The sequence below is a fragment of the Pseudomonas sp. B16(2017) genome (genome assembly GCF_002113205.1).
Classification (GTDB): Bacteria; Pseudomonadota; Gammaproteobacteria; order Pseudomonadales; family Pseudomonadaceae; genus Aquipseudomonas; species Aquipseudomonas pharyngis.
This window is the reverse complement of record NZ_NEKA01000005.1, coordinates 210,892-224,196: the sequence shown is the minus strand read 5'-3', so window position 1 is coordinate 224,196 and position 13,305 is coordinate 210,892. Positions and strand designations below refer to the sequence as shown.

The 13,305-nt window shown below is 58.3% G+C and carries 17 protein-coding genes; 10 read left to right on the top strand and 7 right to left on the bottom strand.

All coding sequences use genetic code 11. From position 1 onward, the window contains the following. Positions 1-89: 89 nt before the first annotated feature. The 4 genes from CAG25_RS10745 to CAG25_RS10730 all read right to left on the bottom strand — a co-directional run bounded on the left by CAG25_RS10745 (position 90) and on the right by CAG25_RS10730 (position 2,969). The gene (locus CAG25_RS10745) at positions 90-992 is read right to left on the bottom strand and encodes an alpha/beta fold hydrolase (RefSeq protein WP_085611366.1); all 903 of its coding nucleotides are present in this window, start codon (positions 990-992) and stop codon (positions 90-92) included. Next, a complete protein-coding gene (locus tag CAG25_RS10740) occupies positions 992-1,774 on the bottom strand; it encodes a class II aldolase/adducin family protein (protein ID WP_039769359.1) in 783 nt (260 codons plus the stop codon). The genes CAG25_RS10745 and CAG25_RS10740 overlap by 1 nt, the downstream gene beginning before the upstream one ends. Positions 1,775-1,906: 132 nt before the next feature. Beyond that, positions 1,907-2,593: an LrgB family protein gene (locus CAG25_RS10735; protein WP_007957226.1), complete on the bottom strand. Its 687-nt coding sequence runs from the start codon at positions 2,591-2,593 to the stop codon at positions 1,907-1,909. After that, positions 2,583-2,969 (bottom strand): CidA/LrgA family protein, encoded by a 387-nt coding sequence (locus tag CAG25_RS10730; protein WP_085611365.1) that lies wholly within the window; start codon positions 2,967-2,969, stop codon positions 2,583-2,585. Before CAG25_RS10730 ends, CAG25_RS10735 begins: the two co-directional genes overlap by 11 nt. A 95-nt stretch (positions 2,970-3,064) precedes the next feature. Here CAG25_RS10730 and CAG25_RS10725 point away from each other — a divergent pair, with 95 nt between their 5' ends. After that, positions 3,065-3,952, top strand: coding sequence for a LysR family transcriptional regulator (locus tag CAG25_RS10725; RefSeq protein ID WP_085611364.1), 888 nt, complete (start codon positions 3,065-3,067; stop codon positions 3,950-3,952). Here CAG25_RS10725 and CAG25_RS10720 read toward each other — a convergent pair. Continuing rightward, a complete protein-coding gene (locus CAG25_RS10720) occupies positions 3,942-4,397 on the bottom strand; it encodes a flavodoxin (RefSeq protein ID WP_064593430.1) in 456 nt (151 codons plus the stop codon). The genes CAG25_RS10725 and CAG25_RS10720 overlap by 11 nt on opposite strands. A 153-nt stretch (positions 4,398-4,550) precedes the next feature. On the opposite strand from CAG25_RS10720, the gene CAG25_RS10715 reads away from it, so the two are divergent. Both CAG25_RS10715 and CAG25_RS10710 read left to right on the top strand, forming a co-directional pair. Next, the gene (locus CAG25_RS10715) at positions 4,551-5,027 is read left to right on the top strand and encodes a PAS domain-containing protein (protein WP_085611363.1); all 477 of its coding nucleotides are present in this window, start codon (positions 4,551-4,553) and stop codon (positions 5,025-5,027) included. A 54-nt stretch (positions 5,028-5,081) separates the two neighbouring features. Further along, positions 5,082-5,687: a hypothetical protein gene (locus CAG25_RS10710; protein ID WP_085608095.1), complete on the top strand. Its 606-nt coding sequence runs from the start codon at positions 5,082-5,084 to the stop codon at positions 5,685-5,687. Between the two features lie 3 nt (positions 5,688-5,690). Here CAG25_RS10710 and CAG25_RS10705 read toward each other — a convergent pair whose 3' ends face one another. Beyond that, the gene (locus tag CAG25_RS10705; protein WP_085611362.1) at positions 5,691-6,650 is read right to left on the bottom strand and encodes a MerR family transcriptional regulator; all 960 of its coding nucleotides are present in this window, start codon (positions 6,648-6,650) and stop codon (positions 5,691-5,693) included. A 211-nt stretch (positions 6,651-6,861) separates the two neighbouring features. Between CAG25_RS10705 and CAG25_RS10700 the strand changes: the two genes are divergently transcribed. The 5 genes from CAG25_RS10700 (at position 6,862) to CAG25_RS10680 (ending at position 9,518) form a co-directional block, all read left to right on the top strand. Further along, positions 6,862-7,431, top strand: a complete 570-nt coding sequence (locus tag CAG25_RS10700; protein ID WP_085611361.1) for an antibiotic biosynthesis monooxygenase — start codon at positions 6,862-6,864, stop codon at positions 7,429-7,431. A gap of 56 nt (positions 7,432-7,487) precedes the next feature. Further along, on the top strand, positions 7,488-8,198 hold the full coding sequence (gene folM / locus CAG25_RS10695; RefSeq protein ID WP_085611360.1) for a dihydromonapterin reductase: 711 nt from the start codon (positions 7,488-7,490) through the stop codon (positions 8,196-8,198). A gap of 22 nt (positions 8,199-8,220) precedes the next feature. Beyond that, entirely contained in the window at positions 8,221-8,781 is a 561-nt protein-coding gene (gene folE, locus CAG25_RS10690) for a GTP cyclohydrolase I FolE (protein WP_085611359.1), read from the top strand. Beyond that, the gene (gene folX / locus CAG25_RS10685) at positions 8,782-9,153 is read left to right on the top strand and encodes a dihydroneopterin triphosphate 2'-epimerase (protein WP_007957207.1); all 372 of its coding nucleotides are present in this window, start codon (positions 8,782-8,784) and stop codon (positions 9,151-9,153) included. A 68-nt stretch (positions 9,154-9,221) separates the two neighbouring features. Continuing rightward, positions 9,222-9,518: a DUF1244 domain-containing protein gene (locus CAG25_RS10680; protein WP_085611358.1), complete on the top strand. Its 297-nt coding sequence runs from the start codon at positions 9,222-9,224 to the stop codon at positions 9,516-9,518. Positions 9,519-9,585: 67 nt separating this feature from the next. On the opposite strand, the gene CAG25_RS10675 is transcribed toward CAG25_RS10680, so the two are convergent. Further along, positions 9,586-10,500, bottom strand: coding sequence for a LysR family transcriptional regulator (locus CAG25_RS10675; RefSeq protein ID WP_178076457.1), 915 nt, complete (start codon positions 10,498-10,500; stop codon positions 9,586-9,588). Positions 10,501-10,816: 316 nt separating this feature from the next. Between CAG25_RS10675 and CAG25_RS10670 the strand changes: the two genes are divergently transcribed. After that, positions 10,817-12,115 carry a SidA/IucD/PvdA family monooxygenase gene (locus CAG25_RS10670; protein ID WP_085611356.1) on the top strand — a complete coding sequence of 433 codons (1,299 nt, stop codon included), beginning with the start codon at positions 10,817-10,819 and terminating at the stop codon, positions 12,113-12,115. Continuing rightward, on the top strand, positions 12,112-13,284 hold the full coding sequence (locus tag CAG25_RS10665; RefSeq protein WP_085611355.1) for an MFS transporter: 1,173 nt from the start codon (positions 12,112-12,114) through the stop codon (positions 13,282-13,284). Before CAG25_RS10670 ends, CAG25_RS10665 begins: the two co-directional genes overlap by 4 nt. The last annotated feature ends 21 nt before the right edge of the window (positions 13,285-13,305 follow it).

Here is a 13,305-nt window from a genome sequence, read left to right as displayed (position 1 = left end):
CACAACGAACACGGCTGAGGCTGAATGGTGCGCGATAAGGCTGGGGGATGATGAAACGTGCCGAGGCGTCAGGCGCCTCGGGCACCAAGTCAGGAGCACGCCACCTTGCGCGGCGGCAACACGAAGTGATCGCGAAATTCGAGGTAGTGCTTGAGCACCTGCACTGGCGCTTCGCTTTGCGGGTAATGGCCGATGCCTGGCAACAGCACGGTGTCGGCGTCGGGGATCAGCTCGCGATAACGCTCGACCATGTGCGCCCCGGAAATCGGATCGACTTCGCCATCGATCACCCGCAGCGGCACCTCGCCGCGCTGCATCGCCGCGACCCAGCGATCACGCTGAACCCGGCGCTCGGGAATGTAGTGAATCAGCTTGTGCATGACGCGTTGCCCGCGATTGCATTCGATCAGGCTCCAGAAATCATCCATTTCGCTTTCGCTGGGCCGGGTGTCCGGGCCGAAAATCTGCTGGAAGCTCTTGACCAGCGCATCACGGGTGAAGGCCCGGCCGATCATCCAGCCCAATGGGCTGAGCAGCAGTTTTTGCGCCAGCAGCGGTCGATGGGTTTCCGGGAACAGACCACCGTTGAGAAACACGCAACTGGCGACCTCGATCAGATCTTCGTAATGCCGGGCCAGCAACTCCTGAGCAACACTGTCGCCGTAGTCGTGGGCCAGAATGTGCACCGGTTGTTCGACCGACAGATGCGCCAGCAAGGCCTGTTGCAGATCGGCCTGCTCCAGCAGGCTGTAAATGTGATTCAGCGGCTTTGCCGAGTCGCCGAAGCCGAGCATGTCGCAGGCAATCACCCGGTAGCGCTGGGACAGCGGCTGCCACAGGTAATGCCAGTCCCAACTGGCCGTCGGAAAGCCATGGATCAACAGCAGCGGTTCGCCCTGCCCGGCTGTCCAGTAGCGGATCGGCTGACCACGGAAGACAAACGTCTGGCCGCGTTTGCGCCAGACACTCAGAGGGATCTCGGCGAGAGGCATTAGAGTCTATACCCCGGGTCTTGTTTATCGAGTTTGCGCAGCAGCGCCGGCCAGGCCAGCGCGCCACCCATGCCTTGGGCACTTTTGGTGACGCCGGCAATCATCGCCTTGGCGCCTGCCAGAATCTGCGGTTCGATGGCGATCAGTTCGGCACCGCCGGTCTGCGCCATGACCTGGATATCGCAAGCGCGCTGGAAGGTGAACATCATCAGGAACGTGTCGGCGATGGTGCCGCCACAGGTCAGCAGACCGTGGTTGTGCAGCATCAGGAAATTGTTGTCGCCGAGATCCGCCTGCAACCGCGCTTTCTCTTCATGGTTGAGCGCCACACCTTCGTAGGCGTGAAAGGCCAGGCTCGACAGCACGAACAGCGATTGCTGGCTGATCGGCAACACGCCCTGCTTCTGCGCCGATACCGCAACACCGGAAGCGGTGTGGGTGTGCAGCACGCAGGCCACGTCGTGCCGCACTTCGTGCACGGCACTGTGGATGGTGTAGCCGGCGGGATTGATTTCGTAGGGGCTGTCCATGAGCTTGTTGCCGGCCTGGTCGACCTTCACCAGACTGGACGCGGTGATCTCATGGAACATCAGGCCGAACGGGTTGATCAGGAAATCTTCGGTGCCGGGCACCTTGGCGGAAATGTGAGTGAAGATCAGATCGTCCCAGCCATGCAGGGCGACCAGACGATAACAGGCGGCCAGATCGACCCGGGTCTGCCATTCCGCGGCACTGACCTGATCTTTGACGTTCACGGACGAAGGGACGGGGGCTACGCTCACTGTATGCACCTCTGCGTTCTTATTGTTTTTGCGTGTGTCAGCAGTCTAGTCAGCCTCGGACGGTCGCGTAGTTGCATTGGCAGCCAGCTTGATGACTGAACGAGTCAGCGACGCAATTTGCTTGGATCCATGTCAAAGCAACGACGCCAACAAAGGCGCGGCGAACAGATTGAGCAACCCGGTGAGCACCATCACCAGCCCCGCGACCGAGCCCTCTTCGCCGCCCACTTCATGGGCGCGGCTGACGCCCGCACCATGAGCACCCACGCCGAACAATGCACCGCGCGCCAGGGCGCTGCGCAACGGCAGCCACTTGAGCAACACACCGCCGAGCATCGCGCCGAACACCCCGGTGAACATCACGAACACCGCTGTCAGCTCAGGCACGCCACCGAGGTCCTGCGCCAGCGGCATGGCGAACGGTGTGGTGATCGAGCGCGGCACCAGCGACAGCGTCACCGAACTGTCCAGCGCCAGCGCTTTCGCGAGGCCGAACGACGTGGCAATCGATGCCGCACTGCCGGCCAGCATGCCCAGCAGCAACGCCGACCAATGCCGCACCAGCAATCGCCGCTGTTGCCAGATCGGCACCGCAAACGCCACGGTGACCGGCCCGAGTACCAGCATCAGCCAATGGGTGTTGCTCGAATACTCGGCGTAAGCGGTGTGCAACGGCACGGCAAGCGCGAGCAGCAACGCGGGAACCAGAATCAGTGGCGACAGCACGTAACGTCCGGTCCGCCGATACAGCCAGCGACTGAACAAATAGGCCAGCAAGGTGAACGCCAGCCAAAACATCGGCATCAGCTCAAGCTTCATGGGACCGCCTCAGGCGCACGGCCAGCTCCACGGTGAACGCGGTCACCAGCATCACCATCAGCGTACTGGCTGCGATCACCAACAAGATCCGCCAGCCGTCGTCGCGCAGCAACGCGCCGTAATCCAGCAGGCTCATCAGCGCCGGAATGAAGAACAGCAGCATCTCGGCCATCAACAAGCCTGCGCCCATTTGCAGCGCCGCCGGTTTGACCCAGCCGAACGCAAAACCCAGCAGCAACAGCGCCATGCCGACCACGCCGCCGGGAATCGGCCAGGCCAGCCACGCTGCGATCTGGCAGCCGAGCAGGTAAAGAGCGAGCAGCACGGCCAGTTCGGCCAGCAGGCGAGAGAGGTATTTGAGGGTCGAGGCTTTCATCGATGGGCTCCTTTCAGGTGGCTATCTTACGAACCCGGCTGCCATCTCCGAAGCGAATTGTTAGACTCAAAGCCATTCCAATCTGGAATCACGCCATGGAATTCAAACAACTCAGAAGTTTCGTCGAAGTCATGCATCAGGGCGGTTTCACCCAAGCTGCAAAAACCCTGCACATCAGTCAGTCCGCCGTGAGCAAGCAGATCGCCCAGCTCGAACAGAGCCTCGGCACCCCGTTGCTCGAACGACTGGGTTCACAGATACGCCTGACTGCCGCCGGCAGCGTGGTGCTGCACCGGGCCGAAGGCATGCTGCGGTTGCGCAATGAATTGCTCAGCGAACTGGATGACCTCAGCCAATTGGCACGCGGCGAGTTACGTCTCGGGTTGCCCTTGCTGGGCAGCGATGCATTGTTTGCCGGGCTGTTTGCCGAATACCGACGGCGCTATCCGAACATCAGCGTGCAGTTGCTTGAGGGTGGCAGCCGCAATATCGAACAGGCGGTGCTCAGCGGCGAGCTGGAGTTGGGTGGCAGTCTGCTGCCGAAGGATCCGCAATTCGACTTTCAGCCATTCTGCGATGAACCGCTGGATGCGCTGTTACCGGTGGATCACCCACTGGCGGCGAGAGGTGAAATTGGTCTGGAAGAATTGGCCGAGACGCCGTTTCTTTTGTATCAGCGCAGTTTTGTGCTCAATGATCGTTTGCTTCAGGCCTGCCAGCAGATGGGCTTCACCCCGAGGGAAGGCGGACGCAGTGGGCAGGCGGATTTTCTCGCGGCGCTGGTCGCCGCCGGACAAGGCGTGGTGCTGCTGCCCAGCGTGGTGGCACGCGGTCTGGTGCGGCCAGGCGTGGTGCGCCTGACCCTGAATGCGCCGGACTACTTGCGCTGGGACATCGCTTTCATCTGGCGCCGGGGCGCCTATCTGTCGAAGGCTGCGCAGGCCTGGCTGGCGCTGTTGCGTGAACGCGGGATCAGCCCTTGAGCGTGGCGATCAACTGTTCCAGCCAAGGCTCGGCGTCGGTTTCCGGGGTGACGCTTTCGCTGGCGTCGATGCGCAGCATGTCCTGCACTTCGCGCACGCCCAGCTCGCCGAACAATTCGCGCAGTTGCTCGCCGCCGCCGCAGAAGGTGTCGCCGTAGCTGGCGTCACCCAGTGCGATCACCCCGCCGGGCAAACCACGCCAGGCTGCCGGCAGTTGATCACGAATGGCCGAATACAACGGTTGCAGGTTGTCCGGCAGTTCGCCCATGCCGGTGGTCGAGGTCACGCCCAGCAAGGCTTCAGGGCCAAACGCCTGGAGATCGGCGAGGCTGGCGCGGGAATTGTAGAAGGTTTCAAAACCGGCGGCGTTCAACAGGCTCTGAGCGTGGCGAGCGACTTCTTCGGCCGTGCCGTACACCGAGCCGGAGAGGATGGCGACTTTCATCAATCTGATCCTGAAACTGAAAAAAAGAGCGGCGATAGTAACAGCCAGCGGCGCCCTGCTGCGATTGGCTCTCGATAAGGGCTGATGGCCAGTAGACAGCGCTGGACGATCTTTTAGAATGCCAGCCACTGACAACCTTGAAAGGACTCAAAGATGATCAATGCCAGCCTGCTGAAAATGGTGATCAACGCGTCGAACGACGGGATCGTGGTAGCAGAAAAAGAAGGCGATCAGGACAACATCCTGATCTACGTGAATCCGGCTTTCGAAAAACTGACCGGCTACACCAGCGAAGAAATTCTCTATCAGGACTGCCGTTTTCTGCAGGCCGGGGATCGCGACCAGGCCAGTCTGGAACTGATTCGCGATGTTTTGAAAAACGGTGGTTCATGCCGGGAAATCCTGCGCAACTATCGCAAGGACGGCACGCCCTTCTGGAACGAACTGTCTCTTTCGACGGTAAAAAATGCCGACGACGGGCAGACCTACTTCGTAGGTGTGCAAAAGGACGTTACGGTTCAGGTCAAGGCGCAGCAGCGGGTGGCGCAACTGGAAGCCCAGGTTGCGGCACTGGAAGCAGAAATTGCTGCCTTGAAAGCGACGAACGGCGAAAACAAAACAACGAACTAATTGTCATTAACTACAATCACCAATGACTTTGTAATTATTCATTTCGAGTTAGCCATGCAGCGTGACGCCCTCCTGACCCAGGATGAGCTGGATTTCATCCAGACCATGCAACACAACCCGCAACTCAATGTACGGGATGCGACGTCGAGCCTGCTGGTCAATGGTGGTTCACAGATCCGTGATTTGCTCACGCGTCTGGCGGCCCATGAGCAAGTCACCATCCAGGCCAACTTCGAAAATCAGCAGATGACTTTCCCGCTGCATCTGGTGGAAGACGAGTTCCACGCTCTGCATCTGCGTCTTGGGGTGCCGAGCATCTACGAAGACGGGCCGATGGTGCGCCCATGGCGCCTGACCCTGGAAGAGCCGGTGGCACTGGAAAATGCCAAGGGCCAGCCGGGAACGTTGTGGGTTCACGAGGTTTCGCACAAGGGTGTGTTGCTGGAAGTGCGCAACAAAACCAAACCGCCGAAGCACTTTGCGTTGTGGTTCAGCCCATCGGGCTATGAGCGGATTTCCCTGCGCGGCACGTTCGAGCGGGAAACCGAAAACGGCTTTTATGCTTACGAGTTAAGCCAGAGCGATGCCGACGAAACCGAGCGCCTGCGCCAGTTCATCCTGCAACAGCATCGTCTGACCCACCCTGCCCTGCACACCTGATTCTCAGGTATCCAGCGTCCCTGCGAGGAACTGATTCATGCGCTGGCGCATGGTCGAACCTTCATTGCCCAGACAGCCGACCGATGATCCCGCCAGGCTGTCCTGTGCCAGATCGGCCGCATCCCCCGCCAGCATCAACTGACAATCAAGACTCAGCGCCAGACGATTCAGTCGACGTGGCAGCTCGGGTGCCGGGGCGTGATTGGAAAACAGCACCAGCGCCTCGGGCTTGATCTTCTCGCACACCAGTGTCAGCTCATCGAACGGTTGACCGGTGGTGAGCACACGAACCCCCGCGTCATTGCCGCTGAGAAACAGCGCTGCCACCAACAACTCAAGCTCGCGACACTGACCGGCCAGCGCGCTGACGATCACCTTGCGCGGTTGCGAGCCCCGCAGCGCGACGATGCGCTGCAGCACTTTCGCTCGCAGAAAACCATCGAAGAACAGCCACTCGCTGGTTTGTCCGAACGCATCCTGACGCTGGAGCATTTGCAGCCACAGTGGCATCAGGATGTCTTGAAACACGACAGGCAAGGCATAGGTGGAGAAAATCTGACCGTAGACCCGATCAAGCAACTGATCGTCGAACGAACTGACTGCCTGCCGGACCTGTTCCTGCCACTGGAGGTAGTCCGCCTGCACCAGATCATCGGGAATGAAGTGAGCCAGCATTTTCATTGACTCGGTCTTGGCCAGGATCTTGCCGACCTTGCTCACCGAAACGCCCCGATCGATCCAGTCGACGATGCTGCGAACGCGCTCGATATCGGTCATCGAATACAGGCGATGCCCACTCTCGGTGCGCGTTGGCTGGATCAATCCGTATCGTCGCTCCCATGCGCGCAACGTCACCGGGTTCACGCCGGTCAGGCGCGCCACTTCACGTATAGGAAAAAGCTCCTCGCGATCCAGCGCTACGGATGCCTGCGAAGCAGGACGAACGTCTGTAATGACAGGCATTTGTGCGGACACGTCCTTGTTGGCAAAGTTGGATCCATTCTACTCCTGATGCCCTATGAGGTTTCAAGCAATCAAATGGGACGAAAGTCTCTGGTTCGACACGAAAATGAGGAATAATCCTTGCTTGTCAAAAAACGCAGCCCTCTACCCCGGCGCTGCGTCAGGCGAAACTCCTACCCGGAGCGACGCACCTGCAATACGGAGATACACAATGTCTACTTCCCCCGTCACGCTGATGGTCGCGCGTCGTGTCGCCAATGGTCGTTATCAGGACCTGATCGCCTGGTTGCGAGAAGGCGAACAACTGGCCACCGACTTCCCCGGTTATCTCGGCTCCGGCGTACTGGCCCCGCCTCCCGGCGACGATGAATTCCAGATCATTTTCCGCTTCGTCGACGAACAGACCCTGCACGCCTGGGAACACTCGGCTTCGCGCACCGCATGGCTGGCCCGTGGCAGCGATCTGTTTGCCCACCCGACGGAACATCGGGTCAGCGGGATCGAAGGCTGGTTCGGTGCTGCCGGTCATCGCCCGCCGCGCTGGAAACAGACCGTGGCGATCTGGCTGGCGTTCTTCCCGGTGTCGCTGCTGTTCAACTTCGTGCTGGGCCCGCTGCTCGCTGAAATGAGCCTGTTGCCGAGAGTCTTCATCAGCACGCTGTGCCTGACCCCGTTGATGGTTTACTTCTTCATTCCGCTGTCAACCCGACTGCTGGCCGGCTGGCTCAACCCGTCGTCTGCACGCCCGCTGCCTGCCGCACCCTCCACACAAAATCGCTGAAGCCGTCGCTCGCGTCGCTGTTATAGTTTTTGCTCTGACTTCGACGCGAGCCGTACATGACTTCTCCCACCGCTCCCATCCTTATCACCGGCGCCGGCCAGCGGGTCGGCCTGCATTGTGCGCAGCGTCTGCTGGAAGATGGCCATCGGGTGATCTTCACCTATCGCAGCGATCGGCCGGGGGTGAAGGTGCTTCGAGATCTTGGTGCCATCGGGTTGCATGCGGATTTTTCCAGTGAAGCTTCGATCCTCGCGTTCATCACCGAACTGAAGACTCACACCGACAGCCTGCGCGCCATCGTCCACAACGCCTCGGAATGGTTGGCGGAAACCGGTGACGGCGAAGCCGAAGCCTTCAGCCGGATGTTCAACATTCATATGCTGGCGCCCTACCTGATCAACCTGCATTGCGCCGAACTGCTGCAACGTTCGAGCCCTGCCGACATCATCCACATCAGCGATGACGTCACGCGCAAGGGCAGCAGCAAACACATCGGCTATTGCGCCAGCAAGGCCGGACTCGACAGTCTCACGTTGTCCTTCGCTGCGCGCTACGCGCCGTCAATCAAGGTCAACGGCATCGCGCCAGCCCTGCTATTGTTCAATCCCGACGACGACGCAGCGTACCGCGCCAAGGCGCTGGCCAAGTCCGCGCTGGGCATCGAACCCGGCAGCGAAGTGATCTATCAGAGCCTGCGTTACCTGCTCGACAACCCGTATGTCACCGGCACGACCCTGACCGTCAACGGCGGGCGGCACGTCAAGTAATACGCCCCCGCGAGGATGCTCCATGACCCGTTCCCTGCCCGAGAATTACCGCGAGATCCTGATCGGCCTCGGTGAAAACCCTGACCGCGAAGGACTGCTCGACACACCGGCGCGGGCGGCCAAGGCCATGCAGTATCTGTGTCACGGCTACGAACAGAGCGTTGAAGAGATCGTCAATGGCGCGTTGTTTGCCTCCGACACCGACGAGATGATCATCGTCGCCGACATCGAGCTCTATTCGTTGTGCGAACATCACCTGCTGCCCTTCATCGGCAAGGCCCATGTGGCTTATATTCCGACGGGCAAGGTGCTGGGGCTGTCGAAGATCGCGCGACTGGTGGACATGTTCGCCCGCCGCCTGCAGATCCAGGAAAACCTCACCCGCCAGATCGCCGAGGCGGTCCAGCAAGTCACCGATGCCGCCGGTGTCGCGGTGGTCATCGAAGCCCGGCACATGTGCATGATGATGCGCGGTGTCGAGAAACAGAATTCGACCATGAACACCTCGGTCATGCTCGGCGCCTTCCGCGAGTCGAGCAACACCCGCCAGGAGTTCCTGCAATTGATTGGACGGAGCAAATAAATGCCACAACTTCAACCGGGAATGGCGCGCATCCGGGTCAAGGATCTGCGCCTGCGCACCTTTATCGGGATCAACGAGGACGAAATCCTCAACAAGCAGGATGTGCTGATCAACCTGACCATCCTGTACGCCGCGCAGGAAGCGGTGCGTGACAACGACATCGACCACGCGCTGAACTACCGCACCATCACCAAGGCGATCATCGCCCACGTGGAAGGCAACCGCTTCGCGCTGCTCGAACGCCTGACCCAGGAGCTGCTGGATCTGGTGATGGCCAACGAATCGGTGCTGTACGCGGAAGTCGAAGTCGACAAACCGCATGCCTTGCGTTTTGCCGAGTCGGTGTCGATCACCCTCGCCGCCAGCCGCTGAACGTGTCTGGCGCTCCGGGCGTCAGACTTTTATCATCCGCGCCACGATTTGACTGCACAGAGCCCATCATGACCGAGCAACAACGCCTCGAACTCGAAGCCGCCGCCTTCCGCCGGCTGGTCGCCCACCTGGACAGCCGCAAGGACGTGCAGAACATCGACCTGATGAACCTCGCCGGGTTCTGCCGCAACTGCCTGTCCAAGTGGTACAAGGCGGAAGCCGACCAACGCCAGATCGAGATCAGCCTCGACGATGCCCGTGAAGTGGTTTACGGCATGCCGTACGCCGAGTGGAAAGCCCAATATCAGCAAGAAGCCAGCGCCGAACAACAAGCGGCGTTCGCCAAGGGAAGACCCAACGGTTAGGCGCTTGCCAGGTATCAAAAACAGGCATGCCTGACGAACAGGGAATCAGACAGCTTCCACTTCGTTGCTACCCCAGCAAAGTGTGAAGCTGTTGGTGCAACTCACCGGATCTCAACTTCATCTCATCAATGAAGGCGTTAGCAACTGGCGTCTGTGGCCGGTACAGCGGTCGGATGAGGTTGACGGAAAACGGTATCGAGATCGAAAACCGCCGCAAGCACACACCCTGATCGGCAAAACTCAAGGCCGTCAGCGGATTGATGATACCGACCCCTACGTTTTGCTGAACGAAGAAGCAGACGGCTGCTGCGCTGTGGGTTTCTATGACCGTGCGCGTCTTGACCTGGGCGTCGGCAAGTATCTTGTCGAAGATGATCCGGTAGGGGTCCTGACCCGATAGGCTGACCATGTTGATACCGGCCATATCCAAAGGCGTAATCACCTTTTTGTCGCACAGCGGATGACTGAGTGGCAGCACGCACACTTCATCGCCGGTAAAGATGTTTTCACACCGAGTACCTGGCGGCGTTTCACTGTTTTCAGTCAGTCCCAGATCATACCGCTGGGCTGTCATCCATTCCTCAAGCAACGGGGATTCCTGCGGGGTGATGTTGATGTTCACCTCCGGGAACGCGTTGATGAACCGACCACACACATAAGGCAACAGGCTCTGCGAAAAAGCAGGCAGGCATGCGATCGTGAGACTGCTCTGGAAATTCTTGATCGACTGCGCCGCATTGTGGATGCGTTCGAGCCCGTAATAGGAGGTTTTTACCTCCTCGAACAAACTCAGTCCCTGAGTAGTCGGCTGCAAGCGCGCTTGTGTTCGTTCAAACAGTTTGAGCCCCAGGACATGCTCGAACCGTGCGATTTCACGGCTGACGGTCGGCTGTGAGGTTTTGAGCAACGCCGCCGCCTTGGTCACGCTGCCGGTGGTCATGACCGCCCAGAATATTTCGACTTGCCTGAAACTGAATCTCACTCTACCCCCAGACAGATACCGCCTGAATTCATTGAAAAGCGCCAGCGAGCATAGCAAGCGTGGCTGTTTGGAGCTTGCTCAGGGCATATCAGAAATGAAAGCCCCCTCAGAAGAAATGATATTTTGAATGTAGTGGCCATATAACTACAATGGCCCGACAAAATAAACCTCTGCCACTGCGCCCTTCAGATCCGAGATCAACTGCCCGTTATTCAGCGGTGCCGACATGATCATCGGAAGCCGGCGCGTGCGAGCAAGAGGCGGATCAGGTTTACCAACGGATTAACCGGAATCGACCCAGGTGAGGGGTCAACTTATGGACATGCATGATTTGGTTGGCGTTGGTTTTGGTCCTTCGCATATTGGCTTGGCAGTCTCGCTTTATGAAGATTACAAAGAAGAGACTGAAGGCAAAAAAATCATGTTCTTTGAAGCCAAGAACAAACATGGCTGGCACCATCCGATGATGCTACCCAGTGCCAAAATGCAAATTTCTTTCATGAAAGATCTTTGTTTCTTGCGCAATCCAAAAAGTCATTTCACATTTGTGAACTACTTGCATGAACATCGCCGACTGGGTTCTTTCGCCAACCTGCGAGACTTCAATCCCAGTCGCAAGGAATTTGATGATTACCTGCGCTGGGTCGCCGGTCACTTCAATCATGTAACGCGTTACTCATCATGGGTTCAATCTGTTTTACCGGTTAAAGAAGGTGATCAAGTCGTAGCTCTTGATGTAACCGTCAATGACACGCTGACGGGCAACACACAGGTCGTCAGGACACAAAACCTCGCCATCGCAATTGGCGGTGAACCGGCAATGCCTGTGGCGTGCGCCAGTCCCCATGTCTTCCACTCTTCGCAGTTGCTGGAAAAACTGCCTGAATACGACGAGAACAAACGCTATCGTTTTCTGGTCGTGGGCTCCGGACAGAGCGCGGCGGAGATCTATCAGCACCTGATAGGCCATTATCGTCATGCAGATGTTCGAGTGGCCAGCAGTGGTATCGGGTTCAAGCAAGCCGATGACAGTGAATATGTAAATGAAGTATTTGATAACGAAATGATCGACCGGATTTATTATCTGGATCCGGACAATCGCCAGGCACTGATTCGAAAACACTTCGACACCAACTATTCGGTGGCCGATCTGGCAATTATTCAAAGCCTTTATCGCGAAGAATACGAAGCCACGATTGGCGAGAACGTCGATCGCTTCGGAATGCTCAAGTTCAAACGACTCACCGAGGTAGTCGAGCGCAATAATGCGTTGTCCGTCACATTGGTCTCGACGCTAGACGGCGAGCATCAGGAACTTGAAGTGGACGTCGTCATCTGCGCAACCGGCTACAGCCGTCGGAACAACCTGGCGCTGCTGGACTCCCTCAAGTCTTATTGGGCAGAGCCTGCACACATGCCGCGTTTGAGCCGTCATTACGCGTTGCAGATGAATGACAACTTCAAACCCAACATTTTTATCCAGGGCATGTCGGAACATACGCATGGCCTGAGCGATACATTGCTTTCGGTTATTTCACGGCGGTCCCATGAAGTGGGTGGGGAGATCGTCAACACTCTGAATAACGAAGTCTTGCAGGGAGCATTGACGACATGAAAACACGCAGAGAGCTGATCGTTTTTTTAATCTGTTCCACGGTTTACCGGTTGTTTTCCGGTGCACTGCTGGTTTCCCTGACATGGACCATTCTCAATCAGGATGAAGGCGGCTACTTGCCGCTGGCACTCGCGATTTTCTGCTCCTTCATTCCGGCGTTTGTTACGCCGATGATGATCAAACGCCTGTCGACCCGAATGAACGGACGCCAGATGAGCAGTTGGTTCCTGGTCTGTCTCGCAGGTCTGAGCCTGGTCGCCGGGGTGTGCCGTGATATCACGGTCGGGCTGTTGATCACCAATCTGTTTGTGTGGCTGATATTCATGTTGCTGGAGGCCAGCCTGGATATGTGGTTTACCCAGGTTCAGCGCGGTATGGATGTAGCGACAGTCAGACGCATCAGCGGTGCGACCACCGCCACCAGCCAGGCGGCGCTGATGATTGGACCGTTGCTGGCGGCCGGACTGATGCCGATTCTGACCGGCATGGGGTTTTCCATTCTTCTGGGCGTCAGCTTCTTGCTCGTCGCAGTGGTCTGCTACACCCGAAACGGCGCCGCCGTGATTGAAGCCCGGGAAGGCAGTGCCCTGACAGCGCCGGCGAAGCTTCCACTGACCCTGTTCATTCCAATGGTGTTGATCTGGCCCATCCTCGGAGCATTCAATTTCATGCTTCCGGTGTACGTGTCGAGCCATGGCTGGGCGCTGTTTGAGTTAGGTGTGCTGGACGCCGTATTCGGCATGGGCATGGCGTTAATCGGTGTGCTGATCATTCTGGGCAATACCGGCCGTAACCTCTTGGTCTTCCTGTCCGGCCTGATTGCACTTGCCATCACCGCCGCTCTGGTGTGGTTCCTGGTGCCTGACACACTTGTGCTCAAGGCCCTGAGTCTGCTGATTCTAGGCATGGCGTTTGGCGGCGCCCGGGTGCATATCCGCGCTGCGATCGCCTATCGCTACAGCGAGGCCGCCGTCGGCCTTTGTGTCAGCAGAGCGAATGCGCTGGCTACGCCGGTGTTGTTGCTGATTCTTAGCCTGCAACTGGCAATGATCGAAACGGCCTGGTTTGTGCCGTTCCTGATGATCACATTGTCCATCGCGCTCCTGCTGCAGACCTCAGCGACTCGTTTCGCCAAAGGGCAAGCGAACACTGCATCTGCCAGCGCCTGATAAAGGCCGCACCCTAACTAC